A 25,338-nucleotide genomic window follows, 5' to 3' on the forward strand; every position below is an offset into this window, starting at 1 on the left:
GATTGCATTTCAACCTTTTACAGGGGTGTTTTTACTGCGAGCGGCAAGGCCCTGCGTTTGGCATTCAACCCGTAATACAACACCCCACCCAACGCCGAACCGGTGAACCAGCCATAGCTGTAGAACCAACTGAACGCATCGCTGCCCAGCGACAGCAAGGTCAGCACCACCGGCACGCCGAACGCGATAAACCCGCTCCAGTTCCATGCCGGGTACACGTCATCGCGGTACAGGCCGGCCAGGTCGAGTTGCTGTTTGCGGGTGATGAAGTAGTCCACCACCATGATCCCGGCGATTGGCCCCAGCAGGCTGGAGTAGCCCAGCAACCAGTTCGAATACACGGTTTCCAGGCTCACGTCCGAGACGATCAGCCCGAGTTTTTTCAGCAGTTCATGCCCCATCAATGCCAACCCGACCAGCCCAGTGAGGATCACCGCCGTGGTGCGGTTGATCAGCTTGGGCGCGATGTTCTGGAAGTCGTTGGTGGGCGAGACAATGTTCGCCGCGGTGTTGGTGGACAAGGTGGCGACGATGATCAGCGCCATGGCGATGGCCACCCACACCGGGCTCTGGATATGCCCGATCAAGCTCACTGGGTCAGAGACGCTGACGCCCACCAGTTTCACCGACGCAGCAGTCATGATTACGCCGAGGGCGGCGAACAGGAACATGGTCAGCGGCAGGCCGAAAATCTGCCCGAGGATCTGGTCCTTCTGGCTTTTGGCGTAGCGGCTGAAGTCGGGAATATTCAGCGACAAGGTCGCCCAGAAACCCACCATCGCGGTGAGGCCCGCCATGAAGTAACCGGTGAGGCTCGCGCCTTCGGGGCGTTTGGGTGGAATCGCCATCAACTCGCTGAGCGACACATTCGGCATCGCCCACACCAGCAGGCCAATGCCCACCGCCACCAGCAGCGGCGCAGACAGGGTTTCCAGGCGCTTGATCGACTCGGCGCCGCGCAACACCACCCACAAGTTCAGGCACCAGAAGATCATGAAGCCGATCACTTCGCCGGTGCCGCCGAGGGATTTCCAGCCGTCAAAAATCGAGCCCAGAAACAGGTGAATCGCCAGCCCGCCGAACATCGTCTGGATGCCAAACCAGCCGCACGCCACCAGCGCGCGAATCAGGCAGGGCACGTTGGAACCGAGAATACCGAAGGACGAGCGCAACAGCACCGGAAACGGAATGCCGTACTTGGTGCCGGGAAAGGCGTTAAGCGTCAGCGGGATCAGCACCACGATATTGGCCAGCAGAATCGCCATCAGCGCCTCGCCCACCGACAAGCCGAAGTACGCGGTGAGCACCCCGCCCAGCGTATAGGTGGGCACGCAGATCGACATGCCGACCCACAGCGCGGTGATGTGCCACTTGTTCCAGGTGCGTTCGTGCACCTTGGTGGGTGCCATATCGTGGTTATAGCGAGGGCTGTCGAGGACGTCGGGGCCGGCGTCGAGTTCGTACAGGCCGTTGCGTTCGATGACTTGCGATCTGTTCTGTTGCATGGCCGCTCCACGGTTTTTTTGAATTATTGTTGCTCACCCAACGCTTGGCGCAGGGTGGCCGGAGTACCTCGTAAACAACATGACATCACGGGCCCGGCCAGCCGCCACTGCACTCAATAACCGTGCCGACCACCCGACTTTAACCCGCACCGCTTAACTAACGTGCTGATGTTAATCAGCTTTCCGATTGTGCCTACAGTACTTGTCGCCTTACTCAGGCTAAATAACGCGCAAGTTCCCGAACCCTCAGGACTCAATCTGGTGCAACACAATTATTTTTATTTAGCGGCCCCGTCAAGAGGCATGTCTCAAGCGTCTGATTTGCAATAAGAAATGTTGCTCAAATCGAGAACCTGTCAAGTGCGTCAAAATGGTGAGCGGTCGCTACATTTTGGTGATTAACTATTTTTATCGTTAAAAATCATGAAGTTAAAATCATTATAAGCTTAGGAAAAATCTGCTTGCTCAATCTAAAAACTCGGGCTAGCTTCTATTCCTGTCACCGATGACAGGATTTAACCGACCATCGGCAAGCCGCATTACAACACTTAGAACTGGCACAAGCCGGTCAAGCCTGTGAGGAACTCGACATGTCGCTGTTGATCCGTGGCGCCACCGTTATTACCCATGATGAAAGTTACCGCGCCGATGTGTTATGCGCAGGCGGTCTAATTCGCGCTATTGGCGCGAATCTGGATATTCCCGCCGGCACTCAAATACTCGATGGCAGCGGCCAGTACTTGATGCCCGGCGGCATCGATCCGCACACCCATATGCAATTGCCCTTCATGGGCACCGTGGCCAGCGAAGACTTTTTCAGCGGCACGGCGGCGGGTCTGGCGGGCGGCACCACCTCGATCATCGACTTTGTGATTCCCAACCCGCAGCAGTCCTTGATGGAAGCCTTTCACCAGTGGCGCGGCTGGGCGGAAAAATCCGCTTCCGACTACGGCTTTCACGTGGCGATCACCTGGTGGAGCGAGCAGGTGCGCGAGGAAATGGCCGAGCTGGTCAGCCATCATGGCATCAACAGCTTCAAGCATTTCATGGCCTACAAGAACGCGATCATGGCCGCCGATGACACCTTGGTCGCGAGCTTCGAACGCTGCCTGGAACTGGGCGCAGTGCCCACCGTGCACGCGGAAAACGGCGAGCTGGTGTATCACCTGCAACGCAAGCTGATGGCCCAAGGCATCACCGGGCCGGAAGCGCACCCGCTGTCGCGCCCTTCCCAGGTCGAAGGCGAAGCGGCCAGCCGGGCGATTCGAATCGCCGAGACCATCGGCACGCCGCTGTACCTGGTACACGTGTCCACCCAGGAAGCGCTGGATGAAATCACCTACGCCCGTGGCAAGGGCCAGCCGGTGTACGGCGAAGTGCTCGCCGGCCACTTGCTGCTCGACGACAGCGTCTACCAACACCCCGACTGGCAAACCGCTGCCGGCTACGTGATGAGCCCGCCGTTCCGCCCGCGCGGGCATCAGGAAGCGCTGTGGCACGGCCTGCAATCGGGCAACCTGCACACCACCGCCACCGACCATTGCTGTTTCTGCGCCGAGCAAAAAGCCGCTGGCCGTGACGATTTCAGCAAGATCCCCAACGGCACTGCCGGCATCGAAGACCGCATGGCGCTGCTGTGGGACGAAGGCGTCAACACCGGGCGTCTGTCGATGCAGGAATTCGTTGCGCTGACCTCCACCAACACCGCGAAGATCTTCAACCTCTACCCGCGCAAAGGTGCGATTCGAGTCGGCGCCGATGCGGACTTGGTGCTGTGGGACCCTGCGGGCACGCGGACGATCTCGGCCAAGACCCACCATCAAAAAGTCGACTTCAACATCTTCGAAGGCAAGACCGTGCGCGGTGTGCCGAGTCACACCATCAGTCAGGGCAAGCTGGTCTGGGCCGATGGCGACCTGCGCGCCGAACGCGGGGCCGGGCGGTATGTGGAACGGCCGGCGTACCCGGCGGTGTTTGAGCAGTTGAGCAAGCGGGCGGAGCATTCCAGGCCCACTGCTGTAAAGCGCTGAACATACAGCGCACATGATCGTTCCCACGCTCTGCGTGGGAATGCAGCCAGGGGCGCTCTGCGCCTCAAAAGCGGACGCAGAGCGTCCAGTGAGGCATTCCCACGCAGAGCGTGGGAACGATCACCCCAAAAAACCGTGAGGCCCACACCGTGATCCAGACCCTGAACCACCTCCCCCATCCCCATGAAGATGGGCCGACCCTCGCCAGCCATTTCACCGACCTGGCGCCGCCACTCAACGCCCGCCAGGCACAACTGGAAGCCTCGCGCTGCCTGTATTGCTACGACGCGCCGTGCGTAAATGCATGCCCCAGCGAAATCGACATCCCGTCGTTCATTCGCAATATCCACACCGACAACGTGCAAGGCGCGGCGCAAAAGATCCTCTCGGCGAACATCCTCGGCGGCAGCTGCGCGCGGGTTTGCCCTACGGAGATTCTGTGCCAGCAAGCCTGCGTGCGTAACAACGCCGAAGAATGCGCGCCGGTACTGATCGGCCTGTTGCAACGCTACGCCATCGACAACGCGCACTTCAGCGAACACCCGTTCCAGCGCGCCGCGCCCACCGGCAAGCGCATTGCCGTGGTCGGCGCCGGGCCTGCCGGCTTGGCCTGTGCCCATCGCGCCGCCTTGCACGGTCATGACGTGGTGATTTTCGAAGCGCGGGAAAAGGCCGGCGGCCTGAATGAATACGGAATCGCCAAGTACAAACTGGTGGATGACTTTGCCCAGAAGGAACTGGATTTTCTCCTGCAGATTGGCGGCATCGAGATCCGCCACGGCCAGCGCCTGGGCGACAACCTGACCTTGAGCGAACTGCACCAGCAGTTCGATTCGGTGTTCCTCGGCCTCGGCCTTGCCGCCAGCAAACAGCTCGGCCTGCCGCACGAGGACGCTCCCGGTTTGCTCGCCGCCACCGACTACATCCGCGAACTGCGCCAGGCCGACGACCTCACTCAACTGCCCTTGGCCGACCGCTGCATCGTGCTCGGCGCCGGCAACACCGCCATCGACATGGCCGTGCAAATGGCTCGCCTCGGCGCCCGTGATGTGAACCTGGTGTACCGCCGTGGCCTCGCCGACATGGGCGCCACTGGGCATGAACAGGAGATTGCCAAGGCCAATCAGGTGCGCCTGCTGACCTGGGCTCAACCGGAAGAGGTGCTGCTGGATGACCAGGGCCGTGTGCGCGGCATGCGCTTCGCCCGCACGCGCATGGAAAACGGTCGCCTGCACCCCACCGGCGAAACCTTCGAACTGGCCGCCGATGCGATCTTCAAGGCTATCGGCCAAGGTTTCGATAACGCAGCGCTGCACGACCCGCTGGCGCAACAACTGCACCGCGTGGGCGAACGCATCTTCGTCGACGAACACCTGCAAACCAGCATTCCAGGGGTCTACGCCGGCGGCGATTGCGTCAGCCTCGGCCAGGACCTCACCGTGCAGGCGGTGCAACACGGCAAGCTGGCCGCCGAAGCCATGCACGCCCAACTCATGCTGAATGTGGAGGCCGCGTAATGGCCGATCTCTCGATTGTATTCGCCGGTATTGAAGCCCCCAACCCGTTCTGGCTGGCCTCCGCGCCGCCCACCGACAAGGCCTACAACGTGGTCCGCGCCTTCGAAGCCGGTTGGGGCGGCGTGGTCTGGAAAACCCTCGGTGAAGACCCGGCGGCGGTCAACGTGTCGTCGCGTTATTCCGCGCACTATGGCGCCAACCGTGAAGTGCTGGGCATCAACAATATCGAGTTGATCACCGACCGCTCGCTGGAGATCAACCTGCGCGAAATCACCCAGGTGAAAAAGGATTGGCCCGACCGCGCGCTGATCGTGTCGCTGATGGTGCCGTGCGTGGAAGAGTCGTGGAAAAACATCCTGCCGCTGGTGGAAGCCACCGGCTGCGACGGCATCGAACTGAACTTCGGCTGCCCTCACGGCATGCCGGAACGCGGCATGGGCGCGGCCGTCGGCCAGGTGCCGGAATATGTCGAGCAGGTGACGCGCTGGTGCAAGACGTACTGCTCGCTGCCGGTGATCGTCAAGCTCACGCCGAATATCACCGACATCCGTGTGGCGGCGCGTGCGGCGTATCGCGGCGGCGCGGACGCAGTGTCGCTGATCAACACCATCAACTCCATTACCAGCGTGGACCTGGAGCGCATGGTCGCCCTGCCGGTGGTCGGCACCCAAAGCACCCACGGCGGTTATTGCGGCTCGGCGGTGAAGCCTATCGCCTTGAACATGGTCGCGGAAATCGCCCGCGATCCGCAGACCCAAGGCTTGCCGATCTGCGGGATTGGCGGCATCGGCAACTGGCGCGACGCAGCGGAATTCGTCGCCCTGGGCTGCGGCGCAGTGCAAGTGTGTACGGCGGCGATGCTGCATGGGTTTCGCATTGTTGAAGAAATGAAGGATGGGCTGTCGCGCTGGATGGACAGCCAAGGCTACAAAAGCCTGCAGGAGTTTTCCGGGCGCGCGGTGGGCAACACCACCGACTGGAAGTACCTGGATATCAATTATCAGGTGATCGCCAAGATCGACCAGGCGGCCTGTATTGGTTGCGGGCGTTGCCATATTGCCTGTGAAGACACTTCGCACCAGGCGATCGCGAGCTTGAAGCAGGCGGATGGCACGCATAAATACGAGGTGATTGACGATGAGTGCGTGGGCTGCAATTTGTGCCAGATCACCTGCCCGGTGGCCGATTGCATTGAGATGGTGCCGATGGACACGGGCAAGCCGTTTTTGAATTGGACCCAGGATCCGCGCAATCCGTATCGGGAGGCGGTGTAGCGCTTGATTGATCGTTCCCACGCTCCGCGTGGGAATGCAGCCAGGGACGCTCCGCGTCCCAAGAGCGGACGCAGAGCGTCCAGTGAGGCATTCCCACGCGGAGCGTAGGAACGATCACGCGTAGGAACGATCATTACGGCTCCAAGCCAATCCCGCGCAAAATCACCCCCGTCACCGTCTGAATCGCCTTCTCAAACTGCATGTCCGACAACGGCTGGTGGTCATTCAAAATCTTCACCTGGTGGTCAAAGTCCGCATAGTGCTGGGTCGAGGCCCAGATCATGTACAGCAGGCTCGACGGCTCCACCGGCAGGATGCGTTTGTCCTCCACCCACTGGCGAATTTTCGCTTCCTTCATCTTGGCCCAGTCGTACAGGCTTTCATCCAGCGCCTCACCGAGTGTCGGCGCGCCGTGGATGATTTCATTGGCCCAGACTTTCGAGCCATACGGCCGCGTGCGCGAGCGCTGCATCTTGGCGCGGATGTAGCTGCTGAGCACCACCCGTGGGTCATCGAAGGTTTCAAAGCTCAGGGCGTCCTGCTTCCACACTTCCAGCAAGTCGAACAGCACCGCGCTGTACAGCTCGCTTTTGGTGGTGAAGTAGTAATGCAGGTTGGAGCGCGGCAGTTGCACTTCTTCGGCGATGTCGGCCATGGCGGTGCTGCCATAGCCTTTTTCAGCGAAGATTTTCTCCGCCGCCAGCAGGATCTTTTCGACGTTGACCCGACGAATTCCGATTTTGTGATTGCCCATAAGGGCTCCCTGACAACAACATGGCCTCAAGACTACCATCGGCTCTAGATCGCGGCGACAGGGCATAATGAAACTTCTTACGCGAACCTTTCCCCTGCAAAACGGATTGGTTAGGATCGCGATCCCCATGAAGGATCATTGCCATGACTATCCGACCTCGCGTGGCCGCCGACGACCCAGTGCTGGGAGCACTGTGGGAGCGTTCGGTGCGGGCCACCCATGACTTCCTCCCTGAGGATGACATCCAGCGCCTGCTGCCCCTGGTGCGTGACGCCTACCTGCCGATGCCTGCACTGGATGTCTGGGTGTTCGAAGACAGCCAAGGCATCGCCGGGTTTATCGGCACCGGCGGGCACAACGTGGAAATGCTGTTTATCGACCCCGACCGCCGTGGCCAGGGCATTGGCCGCCAATTGCTCGACCACGCCCGCGCCCGCCACGACACCCTGACGGTGGATGTGAACGAGCAAAACCCGCAAGCCGTGGGCTTCTACCTGCACTATGGTTTTATCCAGGTCGCGCGCTCGCCGCTGGATGGCGAAGGCAAACCCTTTCCCTTGCTGCACATGGCTTTACCGACTCTCTAAACCTGAAGGTATTGAACAATGTTGATCAAGAAAACCCTGACCACCGTCGCCCTGCTGGCGTCCCTGCTCGGCGCTTCGGCGGCGTTTGCCCATGCTCACCTTAAAAGCTCAACACCTGCGGCTGACAGCACGGTCGCCGCGCCCGCCGACCTGCGCCTGACCTTCAGCGAAGGCGTCGAAGCCACCTTCACCAAGGTGTCACTGAGCAAAGACGGCACCGAAGTCGCGATCAAGGGCCTGGAAACCCCGGACGCCGACAAGAAAACCCTGGTCGTCACGCCCGCCGCACCGCTGGCGGCCGGCACCTACAAAGTGGTGTGGAACGCGGTGTCGGTCGACACCCACAAGAGCAACGGTGAATACAGCTTCAAGGTCGGCCAATAACCCATGGCGACCCTGCTGGTTCTGTGCCGCTTCCTGCATTTCATCGTCGTGTTGTTGATGTTCGGGGCCTGTGCGTTCAGGCCCTGGCTGCTCGGCGCTGAACCGCAGCCGGCGCTGGACCGGCACCTGCAACGTATCACCCGTGTACTGGCCTGGCTGGGGTTGGTCTCCGGCGTGGCGTGGCTGTTGTTGATCACCGCCAGCATGGCCGGCAGTTGGGCGGCGGCCCTGCAACCGGCCACCGTGCAGTTGGTGCTGAGCAAAACCTTCTTTGGCCAGGTGTGGGTCTGGCACCTGGTGCTGAACCTGCTGCTGGTGATCGTACTGATCAAACCCTGGCCCGCACTGCGCCTGCCGTTGACTGCGCTGCTGTTGGCGACGCTCGCACCGGTCGGCCACGGCGCCATGCTCAATGGGCTGAGCGGGCAATTGCTGATCCTCAACCAGGTGGTGCACTTAGTCTGCGTCGGTGCCTGGCTCGGCGGGTTGCTGTTGCTGGTGTTGATCCTCAGGCAGCCGCAACGGCCTGCGCTGGAGACCATCCTCCGGCGCTTCAGCGGCGTGGGGTACGGGCTGGTCGCCGGTTTGCTGGTGACCGGCTTGATCAATGTGCGTGTGCTGACCGGGCAGCTGTGGCCTACGCCGCTGTTCAACGGCTTTGCGCTGATTCTGTTGATCAAAGTGCTGCTGGTGCTGGGCATGTTGGCCCTGGCGCTGCTGAACCGGCTGCGCATTGAGCGCTGTGAAGAGCGCTTGGGCAGTTTGAAGGCCAGCGTGATGCTGGAATGGGTATTGGGTGTCGCGGCGGTGGCGGCGGTTTCCTTGCTTGGCACCCTGCCACCGATGGTCATGGCCCTAGGCAGGCAACAAGTTCAAGTCGAACTCAGTCAAATGTGGGAGCGGGCTTGCTCGCGAAGGCGGTGTGTCAGTCAATACATCCAATGACTGGCATACCGCCTTCGCGAGCAAGCCCGCTCCCACAGTGACGGTGCCCACTTCAGGTCGCGCAATGCCAAGTCATCGTATAACTTCTGCTTGACACTCCAGTAAAACCCCGCAAATATCCCGCACGATGTTGTACGACAACGTATAACAAATAATAAAAACAACAAAATAAAAGGGAGCTTCACAGTGTCTCCATTCGCCCGCAATTCCTCCTCGTGCATCCGCCTTATCGGCCTCAGCAGCCTGGCCTTCGCCCTGCCCCACAACGCCCAGGCCGACGGTTTCCTTGAGGACGCCAAAGCCACGCTGAACCTGCGCAACGCCTACTTCAACCGCAACTTCACCAACCCGACCTATCCGCAGGCCAAGGCCGAGGAGTGGACGCAGAACTTCATCCTCGATGCCAAATCCGGCTTCACCCAGGGCACCGTGGGTTTCGGCCTTGATGTGCTGGGCCTGTACTCGCAAAAGCTCGACGGCGGCAAAGGCACCGGTGGCACGCAACTATTGCCGATCCACAGCGACGGGCGCCCCGCCGACAACTTCGGGCGCCTGGGCGTGGCCTTGAAAACCAAGCTGTCAAAGACCGAACTCAAGGTCGGCGAGTGGATGCCGGTGTTGCCCATCCTGCGCTCAGACGATGGTCGCTCGCTGCCGCAGACCTTTCGCGGCGGCCAGGTCACGTCCAACGAAATTGCCGGCCTGACCCTCTACGGCGGGCAGTTTCGCGGCAACAGCCCGCGCAACGACGCGAGCATGGAAGACATGTTCATGAACGGCAAAGCGGCCTTCACTTCCGACCGTTTCAACTTTGGCGGCGGCGAGTACAGCTTCAATGACAAGCGCACCCAGGTCGGCGTGTGGTACGCCGAATTAACCGATATCTACCAGCAGCAATACTTCAACCTGACCCACAGCCAACCCGTCGGCGACTGGACCCTGGGCGCCAACCTCGGTTATTTCAACGGCAAGGAAGATGGCCGCGCACTGGCCGGCGACCTCGACAACAAGACCGTCTCGGCCCTGCTCTCGGCCCGCTACAACGGCAACACGTTCTACGTGGGCCTGCAGAAACTCACCGGCGACAGCCTGTGGATGAGGGTCAATGGCACCAGCGGCGGCACCCTGGCCAACGACAGCTACAACGCCAGCTACGATAACGCCAAGGAAAAATCCTGGCAGGTGCGCCATGATTTCAACTTTGTGGTGCTCGGCATTCCAGGGCTGACCATGATGAACCGCTATATCAGCGGCAGTAACGTGCACACCGGGGCGATTACCGACGGCAAGGAATGGGGCCGCGAATCGGAACTGGCCTACACGGTGCAGAGCGGCGCGCTGAGGGACTTGAACGTGCGCTGGAGGAATTCGAGCATGCGCCGGGATTTCAGCAACAATGAGTTCGATGAGAATCGGATTTTTATCAGCTATCCGATCTCACTCTTATAACTCGGTCAATGTGGGAGCTGGCTGATCGTTCCCACGCTCCCGCGTGGGAATGCAGCCCTGCACGCTCTGCGTCCAAAGCGTGACGCAGAGCGTCACAAGAGGCGTTCCCACGCAGAGCGTGGGAACGAGCAGTCTCACTCTTATAACTCGGTCAATGTGGGAGCTGGCTGATCGTTCCCACGCTCCCGCGTGGGAATGCAGCCCTGGACGCTCCGCGTCCAAAGCGTGACGCAGAGCGTCACAAGAGGCGTTTCCACGCAGAGCGTGGGAACGAGCAGTCTCACTCTTATAACTCGGTCAATGTGGGAGCTGGCTGATCGTTCCCACGCTCCCGCGTGGGAATGCAGCCCTGGACGCTCTGCGTCCAAAGCGTGACGCAGAGCGTCACAAGAGGCGTTCCCACGCAGAGCGTGGGAACGAGCAGTCTCACTCTTATAACTCGGTCAATGTGGGAGCTGGCTGATCGTTCCCACGCTCCCGCGTGGGAATGCAGCCCTGGACGCTCCGCGTCCAAAGCGTGACGCAGAGCGTCACAAGAGGCGTTCCCACGCAGAGCGTGCGAACGAGCAGGCATGTGGGAGCAGGCTTGCCTGCTCCCACCTTTTGAAACCTGTCGTCTGGCAAGGCGTTGACAACCTGGGGAGTCCAAAACGATACTTCCGACAAGTCATACGACAACCTACAACAACAATGGAATTCCCATGACCACCACCACGCCTGCTCCATTCAACCGCCTGTTGCTCACCGGTGCCGCCGGCGGCCTCGGCAAAGTCTTGCGCGAACGCCTGCGCCCTTATGCCCAGGTGTTGCGCCTGTCGGACATCGCCTCGATGGCCCCGGCTGCCGATGCCAGCGAAGAAGTGCAACCGTGCGATCTCGCCGATAAACAAGCCGTGCACCATCTGGTGGAAGGCGTCGATGCCATCCTGCATTTCGGTGGTGTCTCGGTGGAGCGCCCGTTCGAAGAGATTCTCGGCGCGAATATCAGCGGCATCTTCCATATCTACGAAGCCGCCCGCCGCCATGGTGTGAAGCGTGTGATCTTCGCCAGCTCCAACCATGTAATCGGCTTTCATAAGCAGGGCGAAAAACTCGACGCCCATTCGCCGCGTCGTCCGGACAGCTACTACGGCTTGTCCAAATCCTATGGCGAAGACATGGCGAGTTTCTACTTTGATCGCTACGGCATCGAAACCGTGAGCATCCGCATCGGCTCCTCATTCCCGGAACCGCAAAACCGTCGAATGATGCACACCTGGCTGAGCTTCGACGACCTCACTCAACTGCTCGAACGCGCGCTGTACACGCCAAATGTCGGGCACACCGTGGTCTACGGCATGTCGGATAACCTCGATACCTGGTGGGACAACCGCTACGCCGCGCACCTGGGTTACGCGCCCAAAGACAGCTCCGAAGTGTTCCGCGCTCAGGTCGAAACCCAGCCACCGGTGGCCGCCGATGATCCGGCCAAGGTCTATCAGGGCGGCGCGTTCTGCGCGGCGGGGCCGTTCGGTGACTGAGTGCACAGCAACCCAAGGGAATGAGTGGCCATGACTGCTGAATTGATCGTCGACGCCCGCAATGCCGTGGGCGAATGCCCGGTGTGGGTGCCGGAGGAAAACGCGCTGTATTGGGTGGATATTCCCAACGGCGGCCTGCAACGCTGGAGCGCCGCCACCGGCCACATCGCCGCCTGGACCGCCCCGCAGATGCTCGCCTGTATCGCCCGCACAACCGCGGGCAACTGGGTCGCCGGGATGGAAACCGGCTTTTTCCAGCTCACCCCGCACAACGACGGCAGCCTCGACACCACGCCCCTGGCGAGTGTCGAGCACCCGCGCGCCGACATGCGCCTCAACGACGGCCGCTGTGATCGCCAGGGCCGTTTCTGGGCCGGCAGCATGGTGCTGAACATGGGTTTGAACGCAGCCGAGGGCACGCTCTATCGCTACACATCGGGCTCGGCGCCGCACGCCCAGCTGAACGGGTTTATCACCCTCAATGGCCTGGCGTTCAGCCCGGATGGCCGCACGATGTACGCCTCGGACTCACACCCGCTGGTGCAGCAGATCTGGGCGTTCGATTACGACACCGAGACCGGCACGCCCTCCAATCGCCGCGTGTTTGTGGACATGCAGCCGCTGCCCGGCCGCCCCGACGGCGCGGCGGTCGACGCCGACGGCTGCTACTGGATCTGCGCCAACGACGCCGGGCTGATTCACCGCTTCACCCCGGAAGGTCGCCTCGATCGCTCCCTCAGCGTTCCGGTGAAAAAACCCAGCATGTGCGCCTTTGGCGGCAGTCGCCTGGACACGCTGTTCGTCACCTCGATTCGTGATGACCAGAGTGAGCAGTCGCTGTCGGGTGGCGTATTTGCCCTCAACCCAGGCGTGCAAGGGTTGCCCGAACCCAGCTTCGTGCTCTAGCGGTGATGCGGTTATCCGCGAGTGCCGGGGTCTGTGGGAGCTGGCTTGCCTGCGATGGCATCGACTTTTACCTGACAGACAGAGGTGCCTGCATCGCAGGCAAGCCAGCTCCTACAGGGTTGGCGTCGGTCAGGGTGGGGTGTTTTTGAGGCGCCCGGCGGTATCGATACTCACCACCACCGACAACCCCGGTCGCAAGCGTTCGCTCTCGGCCTGATCCGGGTCCACCGTGATCCGCACCGGCACGCGCTGGGCGATCTTCACAAAGTTGCCGGTGGCGTTGTCCGCCTGCAGCAGGCTGAACTCCGAGCCGGTCGCCGGGGAAATATGCTGCACCGTGCCATGAAACTTGCGGTGGTTCAGCGCATCCACGGTGAAGGTCACCGGCTGGCCGACCTGCACGTTATCCATCTGGGTTTCCTTCATATTGGCGATCACCCACAGCTGCGGCGGCACCAGCGCCATCAATTGCGCGCCGGAGTTGACGTAGGCGCCGAGCCGCACGCCGATCTGCCCCAACTGGCCGTCACGCGGCGCGAGGATGCGCGTGTTGGACAGGTCGATGCGCGCCAGCTCCACCGCCGCATCCGCGCTGGCCACGGCGGCTTCCAATGAACCGCGATTGACGATCACGGTTTGCAGGTCCTGCCGGGCGATTTCCAGGCTGGCCTGGGCCTGCGCTACCGCGGCGATGGTTTGTGCATTGGCGGCGCGGGTCACGTCCAGCTCGCGCTTGGACACCGAGCCGTCGCTGATCAGTTCTTCATTGCGGCGCAGGTCGGCGGTGCTTTTGCGCGCTTGGGCCTGGCTGTCGACCAACGCGGCCTGGCGCAGCTTGATGGTGGCTTCGGCGCTGTTGCGTTGCTGCACCACGTTGGCCAGCGCGGCTTTCTGCACCGCCAGTTGCGCCAGCGCCTGGTCGAGGCGCTGCTTGTAGATGCGGTCATCGAGGCGCACCAGCAGGTCACCGGCCTTGACGAACTGGAAGTCCTGCACCGGCACTTCGTACACATAGCCGGCGAGTTGCGGGCCGATAATCGTCACCTGGCCGCGCACCAGCGCGTTCTCGGTGGTTTCCACCGCGCTGCTGAACGGCGGCAATTGCCAGGCGTACAGCACGATCAGTACGCCGACGATGGCAATCGCAGCAAAGCCCAACGACGAGATGATGCGTACCCGCAGCGAACGCGGCTCGGTGACCGAGGCGCCCGGCGGCGTGGTGCCTTCCGGGGTGGAGGCGATGGCGTTGGTGGTTGTCGTAGTACTGGTAGTCGGTTCGGTCATGAAGTAACGCCGCTGGGTTGAACGGGAGGGGCTGCTGCCTTGGTGGTACTCATCAGCCACAGGCTGCGGGTGAAGATCCAGAGCATGGTGAGGATCGCGATGATCGCAATCAGCATGAACACATCGTTGTAGGCCATCACATTCGCCTCACGCGTGGCCGCCGTGGCCAGGCTGCGAATGCCCATCAGGTTGCGCAACTCCGGGTCGGCGATGACCCCGCCATATGCCGAACCGCCGCTCTGCACCCGCGCGGCCACACGCGGGTCGAGCAAGGTCAGGTGCTCGACAATCATGCTGGAGTGGTACTTCTCGCGCACGATCTGGAACGTCCCGAGCAAGGCCGCGCCAATCAAGCCGCCGAGGTTCTGGCAGATACCGAACATCACCGAAAAACTCACCAGGTTGCGCGGGTTGGTGAGCACGTTGCGCGTGCCCAGCACCATGGTCGGGCCGAGAAAGAAGGTGCCGCCAAAGCCTAGCAGGAACTGGCTGATATAGAGGTTTTGCGGGCGGGTCAGGTTGCTGGAGAAGCTGTCCATCACCGAACCCGTGGCCATCAACGCCAGGGAGATGATCAGCGGCATCAGCAGGTGCGCGGGGTTGATCGTCAGTGCACTGACCACCAGCCCGGCAATCGCCCCGGCCAGCATCACCACGTACAGCGTGTGCATCTGCTGATAGCTCATGTTGAGCATTTGCATGAAGCCCACGGCGCCGGTGGATTGCTCCGACAGCACCATGCGAATCAACACCACCGCCAGCGCCAGGCGAATCATCACCCCACTGCCCAGCCAACGGGTCATCAGCAACGGGTTGGCGCGGTTATGCTCGATGGCCAGGCCGGCCATGATCAGCACCAGCGAACAGGCGGAGGCCACGCCGATCCACGGCGCTTCCAGCCACCAGTCGATACGCCCCAGGGACAGCACCGCGCACAGCAAGGCGACGCCGGTGGCGAGAATGCCGAAGGTGAGGAAGTCGAGTTTTTCAAAGGTCTTGAAGCGGTCGCCCGGCGGCAATTTGAGCAGGAACACGCAGCCCAGGCAGATCAGCGCCAGGCCCAGTTCAAACAGGTACAGCCCGCGCCATTCGGCAATTTGCAGCAAGTCTTCGGAGAACAGCCGCGCCAGCGGCAGCGCCAACTGCGCGGTGCCAAGGCCCAGCACCAGGGCTTTCATGCGCCACTTGGCCGGGAACGCCTGGATCATGTAATACAAGCCCAGCGAACTCAGCGCCGCGCCCACCATGCCGTGGGCCGCCCGCACCGCAATGGCGGAACTCAGGTCGTTTACGAACAAGTGGCCAAAGGTCACCAGCGCGTACAGCACCAGGAACACCTCGGTAAACGCGCGCAGGCCAAACTGCTGGCGAAACTTCACCAGCAGCAGGTTCATGCACACGTTGGTCATTACATAGGCGGCGGGCAGCCAGGCCATCTCGGCGGTCGTTGCGCCCAAGGCGCCTTGCAGGTATTGCAGGTTGGCGATCACCAACGCGTTGCCGAGCCCGCCGGTGATTGCCACCAGCACACCCACCAGCGCAAAGGCCCAGCGCTTCGGGTTGCTGTGCAGCGGCGTCGACGGCGAGCCAGGCAGGCTCGGTCGCTCGTGGGGCTGCCAGGTGTGGGGGGTGTATTTGTTGTCCATTCGGTGGCCTTGATGAGCCGACGTGCAAGGTCGGTAAATCCGTTACTCAGGGAGTAGTAAACCTGAGCAGAGTTCATCTTGCCATGTCAGGGCCGCAATTGATTGCTTGAGCGGGCATGGTCAAAACTGTGGGAGCGGGCTTGCTCGCGAAGGCGGTGGGTCAGTCGACTCATTCCGTATCTGGCACACCGCTTTCGCGAGCAAGCCCGCTCCCACAATTGGGATGTATTTCAGGTCGGGTTAGAGCGCGGCCTTGAGCAGCATGCCGGCAGCCACCAGTACACACAGGCTGGCAAAGCCGACTTGCAGGGTGCGCGCCTTGATTACCGAACACAGGCGCCGCCCGATCAGCATGCCGACGATGCTTGCGCCGATAAACACCCAGCCCATGGGCTCAATGCTCACACCGGCATGAAACGCGCCGGCCACGCCGATCAGCGAGATCAGGCTGATCACCATCAACGAGGTGGCGACGATGCCGCGCATCTGCACATCGGTCAGTTGCTTGAATGCCGGCACAATCAGAAAGCCGCCACCTACGCCGAGCAAGCCCGACACCGCGCCGGTCACCGCGCCGAGGGCGGCCAGGGTGGCGCTGCACTTGGCGGTCCAGGCAAAGCGCCCGGTCTGCTGATCAAGCATGCAATTCTTCTGGCCCCAGGACGCGGCGCCATGGTCACTCGGCCCGGCCTCGACCCTTTCGCGCTGCAACATGCGCCAGGCCACCAGCACCATCAGCGCGCTGAACAGCGCCATCAGCGCGGGTTCCGGCATTTGGTGAGCGACAAACACCCCCAACGGCGAAAACGATGCACCCAGCAACGCGATCAACATCGCCGCGCGATAACGCACCAGGCCATGGCGCAACCCATCGATGGCGCCGACTGCCGCCGCCGCGCCCACGGCGAGCAGCGACACCGGCGCCGCCTGGGTCATGGTCAAACCCAACCCCAACACCAACGCCGGCACCCCGAGGATGCCACCGCCTGCGCCCGTCAGGCCCATGACCAGGCCCATCAACACGCCCAACAGACTTGCCAGCAGCATTTAATCCACCTTGCTCAGGCGGGTCAGCCACTCGCGGCCCTTGAGCATGCCGTTCCAGTAGAACCACGGCAGCAGCGTGGCCTTGAGGAACCACATCGAGCGGCGCGCCTGGGTCGGGTCCAGCGGGAAGGTCGGCAACAGTTTGCCGCCGTAGCCGAACTCGGCCAGCACCACCTTGCCCTTCTCCACCGTCAGCGGGCAGGAGCCGTAGCCGTCGTACTTGAGCGGCAGCGGCGCCTGTTTGCGCAGGGCCAGCAGGTTTTCGGCGACCACCACGATCTGCTTACGCACGGCGGCGGCGGTCTTGGCGTTGGTGGTGCCGCACACATCACCCAGGCCGAAGATGTGCGGGTAACGCAGGTGTTGCAGGCTGTGGGGGTTCACTTCACACCAGCCGGCGGCATCGGCCAGCGGGCTTTGGCGGATAAAGTCCGGGGAGACTTGCGGCGGCACCACGTGCAGCAGGTCGAAGGTTTTTTCCGCGACGGTGACGTTGCCTTCGGCGTCCTTGACCTCAAACCACGCCTTGCGCGCCGGGCCATCGACCTTGACCAGGTTGGAGTTGAACGCCAGGCGCGCGTTGTATTTCTCGACGTACTTCATCAAGGGCGGCACAAAGGTCGCTACGCCAAACAGCGCGGCGCCCGCGAGGTCGAACTCGACGTCGATATTGTTCAGGTTGCCGTGCTTGAGCCAGTGATCGCAGGACAGGTACATGGCCTTTTGCGGCGCGCCCGCGCATTTGATCGGCATGGCCGGCTGGGTAAAGATCGCCTTGCCGCCCTTGAGCTGCTGCACCAGTTGCCAGGTGTAGGCGGCGTGCTCGTAGCTGTAGTTGGACGTCACGCCGTTCTGGCCCAGCGTGTCTTGCAGGCCTTCGACTTTTTCCCATGCCAGGCGCAAACCGGGGCACACGATCAGGTTGTTCCAGGTGACGCGCTGGCCGCTGTCGAGCACCAAGGTTTGCTCATCCGGCAGCAACTCGCTGACGGCGGACTGCACCCAGCTCACGCCATTGGGCAACACATCCGCCATGGGCCGCCGCGTCTTCTTGACGTCGTAGGCGCCGCCGCCGACCAAGGTCCAGGCCGGCTGGTAGCAGTGGTATTCACTCGGTTCGATCAGGGTGATGTTCAGGTGCGGATCACGCTTGAGCAGGCTGGCCAGCAGGCCGATGCCTGCCGAACCGCCGCCAATGACTACGATATCGCCACTGATGGTGGGGCCACAGTGTTGGTCGTTCATGTCGATCGCCTTTTTATACATGCACACAAGGGTCGCTGCCGGATGGCGTCACGCCCAGCTTTTGATGACCGCACCGCAGTACAGCCCGGAGAGGGTCTTCATTACTTGAATCACTTCATGGCTGGCCAGCCCATAGAAAATGTATTTGCCTTCCCGACGGGTGGCGACCAACCCTTCGTCGCGCAAAATGCCCAACTGTTGTGACAGCGTAGGCTGTCTTACGCCGGTCATGGTTTCCAATTCGCCAACATTGCGCTCACCCTGGGTCAACTGGCACAGAATCAATAAACGATCCTCGTTGGCCAGCGCCTTGAGCAAGGAGCAGGCCTTGGACGCCGATGCGCGCAACTGGGCGACTTCGCCCTCACTCAGAGTAGATTCCATTTGCTTCGGGTCCTTTACGTCACTTAAGCTCAAAACATTATGTGTAAACATAAACTGATTGTAACCACTTTTTTCATCGTATTTTTTTAAACAGGGACAGCCGCCATGCCAGCGTTGATTCACGCCTTTCTGGACGAGGCATCGTCGACCTTCACCTACGTCATCCATGAAAATGACGGCGGTCCATGCGCTATTGTCGACTCGGTGCTCAATTACGACCCGGCCTCGGGGCGCACCGACACAGCCCAAGCCGACAAAGTCATCGCCTTTGTGCGTGAGCACGGCTTGCAGGTGCAATGGCTGCTGGAAACCCACGCCCATGCCGATCACCTGTCCGCCGCGCCTTACCTGCGGCGCACGTTGGGCGGCAAAATCGCGATTGGTCAGTCGATCAGCAAGGTCCAGGGCGTGTTCAAGAACCTGTTCAACCTGGAACCGGCGTTTCGCGTCGATGGTTCGCAGTTCGACCATTTGTTCGCGCCGGACGAGGTCTTTTATATCGGCAACCTCAAAGCCCAGGCGCTGCATGTGCCGGGGCATACTCCGGCAGACATGGCCTACCTGATCGAAGATCGGTTGATTCTGGTGGGTGACACGCTGTTCATGCCCGATGTGGGTACGGCGCGCTGCGACTTTCCTGGCGGCGATGCGCGGCAGCTGTATGCGTCGATGCGCAAGTTGCTGGCCTTCCCTTTGGAGACCGAGCTGTACGTGTGCCATGACTACCCGCCCGAAGGCCGAGAGGCCAAGTGCCTGACCACCGTCGCTGAACAGCGCGCGGGGAATATTCATGTGCATGACGGGGTGGATGAGGCGGCGTTTGTTGCGATGCGCACGCAACGTGATGCCGGGTTGGGGATGCCGACGTTGTTGCTGCCGGCGATTCAGGTGAATGTGCGGGCGGGGCATATGCCGCCGGCGGAGGAGAATGGGGTGGTTTACCTGAAGATCCCGCTTAATCAGCTCTGAAATGGGATCTAAATGTGGGAGCGGGCTTGCTCGCGAAAGCGGTGGGTCAGTTAACTAATTCTGTGCCTGGTACACCGCTTTCGCGAGCAAGCCCGCTCCCACATTTTTACAGCGGCGCGGCTGAGGTCATGTACCGAGGCTGATGCCGTTGGCTGGCAGGGGCAATGCAGTTTTATAGCGCACTTGCTTGAGCGCAAAGCTTGAGCGGATGTTGGCGACGCCTGGGACCTTGGTCAGAAAATCCATCATGAAGCGCTCCAGCGACTGGATGGTCGGCACCAGCACGCGGATCAGGTAGTCCGGGTCGCCGGCCATCAGGTAGCACTCCATCACTTCCGGGCGGTCCGAGATCGCGCCTTCGAACTGCTGCAATGCCAGCTCGTTCTGCTTTTCCAGGCTTACATGGATGAACACGTTGACGTGCAGGCCCAGCAGGTCGGCGTCGAGCAGCGTGACCTGGTCGCGAATCAGGCCCAGTTCTTCCATCGCCTTGACCCGGTTGAAACACGGCGTGGGCGACAGGTTGACCGAGCGAGCCAGGTCAGCGTTGGTGATGCGGGCGTTCTCCTGCAGGGCGTTGAGAATGCCAATATCGGTACGGTCCAGTTTACGCATGAGACAAAATCACCTGTTTATTATGGTTATGCAGTTTTTTTATCCGCAAATGATCGCGAGCGCAACGAAACAGAGATAAATATTCTTCTACGCCACGCCTATGATTGTTGTAGGACAAGATTTCTCCTATCCGGAGACTGACTGTCAGCTAGCGCGCCCACTACAAGAAATTCACAAGATAGAGCGTAGAAAGCCATGACCCAGCAGTACGAACCACTGCGCCTGCACGTGCCCGAACCCTCGGGCCGCCCAGGCTGCAAGACCGACTTTACCTACCTGCGCCTGACTGACGCAGGTACGGTGCGCAAACCCGCCATCGACGTAGAACCCGCCGACACCGCCGACCTCGCCAAAGGCCTGATCCGCGTGCTCGACGACCAGGGCCAGGCCCTCGGCCCATGGGCCGAAGGCGTTCCCGTCGAGATCCTGCGCAAAGGCATGCGCGCCATGCTCAAGACGCGAATCTTCGACAACCGCATGGTGGTCGCCCAGCGTCAGAAAAAAATGTCGTTCTACATGCAAAGCCTTGGCGAAGAAGCCATCGGCAGTGCCCAGGCCCTGGCCTTGAACATCGACGACATGTGCTTCCCCACCTACCGCCAGCAAAGCATCCTGATGGCCCGCGAAGTGCCGCTGGTAGACCTGATCTGCCAACTGCTGTCGAATGAGCGCGACCCGCTCAAGGGTCGCCAGCTGCCGATCATGTATTCGGTCAAGGACGCCGGCTTCTTCACCATTTCCGGCAACCTCGCCACCCAATTCGTACAAGGCGTGGGCTGGGGCATGGCCTCGGCGATCAAGGGCGACACTAAAATCGCCTCGGCCTGGATCGGCGACGGCGCCACCGCCGAATCCGACTTCCACACCGCCCTCACCTTCGCCCACGTCTACCGCGCGCCGGTGATCCTCAATGTGGTTAACAACCAGTGGGCAATCTCCACCTTCCAGGCCATCGCCGGTGGTGAAGCCACCACCTTCGCCGGACGCGGCGTCGGTTGCGGCATCGCCTCCCTGCGCGTGGACGGCAATGACTTTATCGCGGTGTACGCCGCCTCCGCCTGGGCGGCCGAGCGTGCTCGCCGCAACCTTGGGCCAACCCTGATTGAGTGGGTCACCTACCGCGCCGGCCCGCACTCCACCTCCGATGACCCGTCGAAATATCGCCCGGCCGATGACTGGAGCCACTTCCCGTTGGGCGACCCGATTGCCCGTCTCAAGCAGCACCTGATCAAGATTGGCCAGTGGTCCGAAGAGGAACACGCGGCGGTCAGCGCCGAACTTGAGGCCGAAGTGGTCAAGGCACAAAAGGAAGCCGAACAGTACGGCACCCTGGCCGGTGGCCAGATTCCAAGCGCCGCGACCATGTTCGAAGACGTCTATAAAGAGATGCCGGAGCATTTGAAGCGCCAGCGTCAAGAGTTGGGGATCTGACATGAACGATCACAACAACAGTATTGAACTGGAAACCGCCATGACCACCACCACCATGACCATGATCCAGGCCCTGCGCTCGGCCATGGACGTGATGCTCGAACGTGACGATAACGTGGTGGTGTTCGGCCAGGACGTCGGTTACTTCGGCGGCGTGTTCCGTTGCACCGAAGGCTTGCAGAACAAATACGGCAGCTCGCGGGTGTTTGACGCGCCGATCTCGGAAAGCGGCATCGTCGGAGTGGCGGTGGGCATGGGCGCCTACGGCCTGCGCCCGGTGGCGGAAATCCAGTTCGCCGACTACGTCTACCCCGCCACCGACCAGATCATCTCCGAAGCCGCTCGCCTGCGTTATCGCTCGGCCGGCCAGTTCACCGCGCCGCTGACCATGCGCATGCCCTGCGGCGGCGGCATCTACGGCGGCCAGACCCACAGCCAGAGTATCGAAGCGGTGTTCACCCAGGTTTGCGGCCTGCGCACGGTAATGCCGTCCAACCCGTACGACGCCAAAGGCCTGCTCATTGCCTCCATCGAAAACGATGACCCGGTGATCTTCCTGGAGCCCAAGCGCCTGTACAACGGCCCGTTCGATGGCCATCACGACCGCCCGGTGACGCCGTGGTCGAAACACCCGCAAGCGCAAGTGCCGGACGGTTACTACACCGTACCGCTGGACGTGGCCGCCATCGTCCGTCCGGGCTCGGCGGTCACCGTGCTGACCTACGGCACCACCGTGTATGTGTCGCAAGTTGCTGCCGAAGAAACCGGCATCGACGCCGAGGTCATCGACCTGCGCAGCCTGTGGCCACTGGACCTGGAAACCATCGTCAAGTCGGTGAAAAAGACCGGCCGTTGCGTGGTGGTGCACGAAGCCACGCGCACCTGCGGCTTTGGTGCCGAGCTGGTGTCGCTGGTGCAAGAGCATTGCTTCCACCACCTGGAAGCGCCAATCGAACGCGTCACCGGCTGGGACACGCCCTATCCGCACGCGCAAGAGTGGGCGTATTTCCCAGGGCCGTCCCGCGTGGGCGCGGCGTTGAAACGGGTCATGGAGGTCTGAATGGGCACGCACGTTATCAAGATGCCGGACATTGGCGAAGGCATTGCAGAAGTTGAACTGTCGGTATGGCACGTAAAGGTCGGCGACCTGGTGGTTGAAGACCAGGTGCTGGCGGATGTGATGACCGACAAGGCGATGGTGGACATTCCCTCGCCGGTGCACGGCAAAGTGATTTCCCTCGGCGGCGAGCCGGGCGAAGTCATGGCCGTGGGCAGTATTTTGATCAGCATTGAAGTGGAAGGCGCGGGCAACGCCAAGGATGTACCGCCAGTGGCGGCGCCTGCGAAGGCGGCGCCGGTGGTTGAAGCCAAGCCCGCGCCGGTTGAAAGCAAGCCCGCGCCGGCAGTGACAAAACCTCAGGCGACCCAGGCGCAAGCCCCGGTGGCCCGTGAAGCCGACGAACGTCCGCTGGCCTCCCCGGCCGTACGCAAACATGCGTTGGATGCTGGCATCCAGCTACGCCTGGTCCAGGGCTCTGGTCCGGCGGGCCGGATTTTGCACGAAGATTTGGAGGCATTCTTGCTCGATCGTCCGGGCAAAAAATCAACGGCCGCCAACCCTTACGCCGAGCGCAACGACGAAGAGCAAATCCCGGTGATCGGCATGCGCCGCAAGATCGCCCAGCGCATGCAGGACGCCACCCGGCGCGCCGCGCATTTCAGCTATGTGGAAGAGATCGACGTTACCGCCCTCGACGAACTGCGCGTGCACCTCAATGAGAAACACGGTGCTACACGCGGCAAGCTGACCTTGTTGCCATTTATCGTGCGCGCCATGGTCGTGGCGTTGCGCGACTTCCCGCAGATCAACGCACGCTATGACGACGAAAACCAGGTCATCACCCGCCTTGGCGCGGTGCATGTAGGCGTCGCCACCCAGAGCGACGTCGGCCTGATGGTGCCGGTGGTGCGACACGCCGAAGCCCGCAGCCTGTGGGGCAATGCCGAGGAAATCGCGCGCTTGGCCACTGCCGCACGCAATGGCAAGGCCAGCCGCGATGAGCTGTCGGGCTCGACGATTACATTGACCAGCCTGGGTGCCTTGGGCGGCATCGTCAGCACGCCGGTGCTGAACCTGCCGGAAGTGGCCATCGTCGGCGTCAACCGCATTGTTGAGCGGCCGATGGTGATCAAGGGCCAGATCGTGGTCCGCAAGATGATGAACCTCTCCAGCTCGTTCGATCACCGCGTGGTCGATGGCATGGACGCGGCGCAATTCATCCAGGCCATTCGCGGCCTGCTCGAACAACCCGCCAGCCTGTTTTTGGAGTAAGGCATGTCTGAGACATTGAACACCACGCTGCTGATTATCGGCGGCGGCCCTGGCGGTTACGTGGCGGCCATTCGCGCCGGCCAGTTGGGCATCCCAACCATTCTGGTCGAAGGCCAGGCATTGGGCGGCACCTGCTTGAATATCGGCTGCATTCCCTCCAAAGCCTTGATCCACGTGGCCGAGCAGTTCCAGCAAACCGTGCACCACAGCCAGGGCTCGCAGTTGGGCATCGAAGTGGATGTGCCGACGCTGGACATTCGCAAAAGTGTGGAATGGAAAGACGGCATCGTCGACCGCTTGACCACCGGCGTCGCTGCGCTGTTGAAGAAGCACAAAGTGCAAGTGATCCACGGCTGGGCCAAGGTGGTCGACGGCAAGACCGTCGACGTTGGCGACCAGCGTATCCAATGCGAACACCTGCTGCTGGCCACCGGTTCGAAAAGCGTCAACCTGCCGATGTTGCCGATTGGCGGGCCGATCATCTCCTCCACCGAAGCGCTGGCGCCCACCCGTGTGCCCAAGCGCCTGATTGTGGTCGGCGGCGGCTATATTGGCCTGGAGCTGGGCATTGCTTATCGCAAGCTCGGCGCCGAGGTCAGTGTGGTCGAGGCGCAGGAACATATCCTGCCCGCCTACGACGCAGAGCTGACATTGCCGGTGGCCGAATCCCTCAAGCAATTGGGCGTAAAGCTGTACCTCAAGCACAGCGTCACTGGCTTTGAAAACAACTGCCTGCAAGTGCGCGAACCGAATGGCGACACCTTGTCGCTGGAAACCGATCAAGTGCTGGTGGCCGTGGGCCGCAAACCCAACACCCAGGGCTGGAACCTCGAAGCACTGAACCTGGACATGAACGGTTCGGCGATCAAGATCGACAACCGTTGCCAGACCAGCATGCGCAATGTGTACGCCATTGGTGACCTGAGTGGCGAGCCGATGCTGGCGCACCGGGCCATGGCCCAGGGCGAGATGGTTGCCGAACTGATCAGCGGCAAGTCCCGCGAATTCAACCCGGCAGCGATCCCGGCGGTGTGCTTTACCGACCCGGAACTGGTGGTGGTCGGCAAGACCCCGGACGAAGCCAAGGCCGCCGGCCTGGACTGCATCGTGTCGAGCTTCCCATTCGCGGCCAATGGCCGGGCGATGACCCTGGAGTCGAAAACCGGCTTCGTGCGCGTGGTGGCGCGGCGTGACAACCACCTGATCGTCGGCTGGCAAGCGGTGGGCGTTGGCGTGTCCGAGCTGTCCACGGCCTTCGGCCTGAGCCTGGAAATGGGCTCGCGCCTGGAAGACGTGGCCGGCACCGTCCACGCCCATCCGACGCTCGGCGAAGCGGTACAGGAAGCCGCTTTAAGAGCTTTGGGCCACGCGCTGCATATGTAAACTGACGCAAATCCCCTGTGGGAGCGGGCTTGCTCGCGAATGCGGTGGATCAGTCACAGATGTATTGACTGACACCCTGCATTCGCGAGCAAGTCGAACCGTCGCACCGCCGCTCCCACACAAAGCAAGAA

21 protein-coding genes and 1 pseudogene are annotated in these 25,338 nt (G+C 61.6%); 14 read left to right on the forward strand and 8 right to left on the reverse strand.

The annotated features are described in order from the left end of the window. Window positions 1–17: 17 nt before the first annotated feature. Window positions 18–1,505, reverse strand: coding sequence for an NCS1 family nucleobase:cation symporter-1 (locus HX783_RS23825; protein ID WP_177018453.1), 1,488 nt, complete (start codon window positions 1,503–1,505; stop codon window positions 18–20). Between the two features lie 590 nt (window positions 1,506–2,095). On the opposite strand from HX783_RS23825, the gene hydA reads away from it, so the two are divergent. The 3 genes from hydA to preA all read left to right on the forward strand — a co-directional run bounded on the left by hydA (window position 2,096) and on the right by preA (window position 6,326). Continuing rightward, window positions 2,096–3,535 carry a dihydropyrimidinase gene (hydA, locus tag HX783_RS23830; protein ID WP_159957804.1) on the forward strand — a complete coding sequence of 480 codons (1,440 nt, stop codon included), beginning with the start codon at window positions 2,096–2,098 and terminating at the stop codon, window positions 3,533–3,535. A gap of 149 nt (window positions 3,536–3,684) precedes the next feature. Further along, window positions 3,685–5,052, forward strand: a complete 1,368-nt coding sequence (locus HX783_RS23835; RefSeq protein WP_177018454.1) for an NAD(P)-dependent oxidoreductase — start codon at window positions 3,685–3,687, stop codon at window positions 5,050–5,052. After that, window positions 5,052–6,326: an NAD-dependent dihydropyrimidine dehydrogenase subunit PreA gene (gene preA, locus HX783_RS23840; protein ID WP_177018455.1), complete on the forward strand. Its 1,275-nt coding sequence runs from the start codon at window positions 5,052–5,054 to the stop codon at window positions 6,324–6,326. The genes HX783_RS23835 and preA overlap by 1 nt, the downstream gene beginning before the upstream one ends. A gap of 133 nt (window positions 6,327–6,459) precedes the next feature. Here the strand turns inward: preA and HX783_RS23845 are convergent, their stop codons facing one another. Next, on the reverse strand, window positions 6,460–7,080 hold the full coding sequence (locus HX783_RS23845; RefSeq protein ID WP_049709047.1) for a TetR/AcrR family transcriptional regulator: 621 nt from the start codon (window positions 7,078–7,080) through the stop codon (window positions 6,460–6,462). Between the two features lie 143 nt (window positions 7,081–7,223). On the opposite strand from HX783_RS23845, the gene HX783_RS23850 reads away from it, so the two are divergent. From HX783_RS23850 to HX783_RS23875, 6 genes and pseudogenes are all read left to right on the forward strand, one after another. Then, on the forward strand, window positions 7,224–7,667 hold the full coding sequence (locus HX783_RS23850) for a GNAT family N-acetyltransferase (RefSeq protein ID WP_177018456.1): 444 nt from the start codon (window positions 7,224–7,226) through the stop codon (window positions 7,665–7,667). A gap of 18 nt (window positions 7,668–7,685) precedes the next feature. Then, window positions 7,686–8,051 carry a copper homeostasis periplasmic binding protein CopC gene (gene copC, locus HX783_RS23855; RefSeq protein WP_159957812.1) on the forward strand — a complete coding sequence of 122 codons (366 nt, stop codon included), beginning with the start codon at window positions 7,686–7,688 and terminating at the stop codon, window positions 8,049–8,051. Window positions 8,052–8,054: 3 nt separating this feature from the next. Beyond that, window positions 8,055–8,906 (forward strand): annotated as a pseudogene (gene copD / locus HX783_RS23860) (copper homeostasis membrane protein CopD); the annotation flags it as partial. Window positions 8,907–9,182: 276 nt separating this feature from the next. After that, a complete protein-coding gene (locus HX783_RS23865) occupies window positions 9,183–10,445 on the forward strand; it encodes an OprD family porin (protein WP_177018457.1) in 1,263 nt (420 codons plus the stop codon). Between the two features lie 701 nt (window positions 10,446–11,146). Then, the gene (locus HX783_RS23870) at window positions 11,147–11,965 is read left to right on the forward strand and encodes an NAD(P)-dependent oxidoreductase (RefSeq protein ID WP_159957819.1); all 819 of its coding nucleotides are present in this window, start codon (window positions 11,147–11,149) and stop codon (window positions 11,963–11,965) included. Window positions 11,966–11,995: 30 nt separating this feature from the next. Next, a complete protein-coding gene (locus HX783_RS23875) occupies window positions 11,996–12,871 on the forward strand; it encodes an SMP-30/gluconolactonase/LRE family protein (RefSeq protein WP_177018458.1) in 876 nt (291 codons plus the stop codon). A 129-nt stretch (window positions 12,872–13,000) separates the two neighbouring features. Here the strand turns inward: HX783_RS23875 and HX783_RS23880 are convergent, their stop codons facing one another. From HX783_RS23880 to HX783_RS23900, 5 genes are all read right to left on the reverse strand, one after another. Continuing rightward, window positions 13,001–14,155: an HlyD family secretion protein gene (locus HX783_RS23880; RefSeq protein WP_159957823.1), complete on the reverse strand. Its 1,155-nt coding sequence runs from the start codon at window positions 14,153–14,155 to the stop codon at window positions 13,001–13,003. Continuing rightward, window positions 14,152–15,801, reverse strand: a complete 1,650-nt coding sequence (locus tag HX783_RS23885) for an MFS transporter (RefSeq protein WP_177018459.1) — start codon at window positions 15,799–15,801, stop codon at window positions 14,152–14,154. The genes HX783_RS23880 and HX783_RS23885 overlap by 4 nt, the downstream gene beginning before the upstream one ends. Before the next feature lie 240 nt (window positions 15,802–16,041). Next, window positions 16,042–16,848 carry a sulfite exporter TauE/SafE family protein gene (locus HX783_RS23890; protein WP_177018460.1) on the reverse strand — a complete coding sequence of 269 codons (807 nt, stop codon included), beginning with the start codon at window positions 16,846–16,848 and terminating at the stop codon, window positions 16,042–16,044. After that, window positions 16,849–18,093, reverse strand: coding sequence for an FAD/NAD(P)-binding oxidoreductase (locus HX783_RS23895; RefSeq protein WP_177018461.1), 1,245 nt, complete (start codon window positions 18,091–18,093; stop codon window positions 16,849–16,851). It lies immediately after the preceding gene. A gap of 48 nt (window positions 18,094–18,141) precedes the next feature. Beyond that, entirely contained in the window at window positions 18,142–18,477 is a 336-nt protein-coding gene (locus tag HX783_RS23900; RefSeq protein WP_017136253.1) for a helix-turn-helix transcriptional regulator, read from the reverse strand. 105 nt (window positions 18,478–18,582) lie between these two features. On the opposite strand from HX783_RS23900, the gene HX783_RS23905 reads away from it, so the two are divergent. After that, entirely contained in the window at window positions 18,583–19,446 is an 864-nt protein-coding gene (locus tag HX783_RS23905) for an MBL fold metallo-hydrolase (RefSeq protein ID WP_177018462.1), read from the forward strand. 126 nt (window positions 19,447–19,572) lie between these two features. Here the strand turns inward: HX783_RS23905 and bkdR are convergent, their stop codons facing one another. Further along, window positions 19,573–20,061: a Bkd operon transcriptional regulator BkdR gene (gene bkdR, locus HX783_RS23910; protein WP_106578875.1), complete on the reverse strand. Its 489-nt coding sequence runs from the start codon at window positions 20,059–20,061 to the stop codon at window positions 19,573–19,575. A 195-nt stretch (window positions 20,062–20,256) separates the two neighbouring features. Here bkdR and HX783_RS23915 point away from each other — a divergent pair, with 195 nt between their 5' ends. From HX783_RS23915 to lpdA, 4 genes are read left to right on the forward strand one after another with little or no spacing between them, the layout of a single operon-like run. After that, complete coding sequence (locus HX783_RS23915; protein ID WP_177018463.1) at window positions 20,257–21,492, forward strand: 3-methyl-2-oxobutanoate dehydrogenase (2-methylpropanoyl-transferring) subunit alpha; 1,236 nt, start codon at window positions 20,257–20,259, stop codon at window positions 21,490–21,492. Window position 21,493: 1 nt separating this feature from the next. Further along, window positions 21,494–22,552 carry an alpha-ketoacid dehydrogenase subunit beta gene (locus tag HX783_RS23920; protein ID WP_159957835.1) on the forward strand — a complete coding sequence of 353 codons (1,059 nt, stop codon included), beginning with the start codon at window positions 21,494–21,496 and terminating at the stop codon, window positions 22,550–22,552. Continuing rightward, window positions 22,553–23,824: a dihydrolipoamide acetyltransferase family protein gene (locus HX783_RS23925; RefSeq protein WP_177018464.1), complete on the forward strand. Its 1,272-nt coding sequence runs from the start codon at window positions 22,553–22,555 to the stop codon at window positions 23,822–23,824. 3 nt (window positions 23,825–23,827) lie between these two features. Next, entirely contained in the window at window positions 23,828–25,207 is a 1,380-nt protein-coding gene (gene lpdA / locus HX783_RS23930; protein ID WP_177018465.1) for a dihydrolipoyl dehydrogenase, read from the forward strand. The last annotated feature ends 131 nt before the right edge of the window (window positions 25,208–25,338 follow it).

Source organism: Pseudomonas sp. D2002 (assembly GCF_013385735.1).
In the GTDB taxonomy this organism is placed as follows: Bacteria; Pseudomonadota; Gammaproteobacteria; order Pseudomonadales; family Pseudomonadaceae; genus Aquipseudomonas.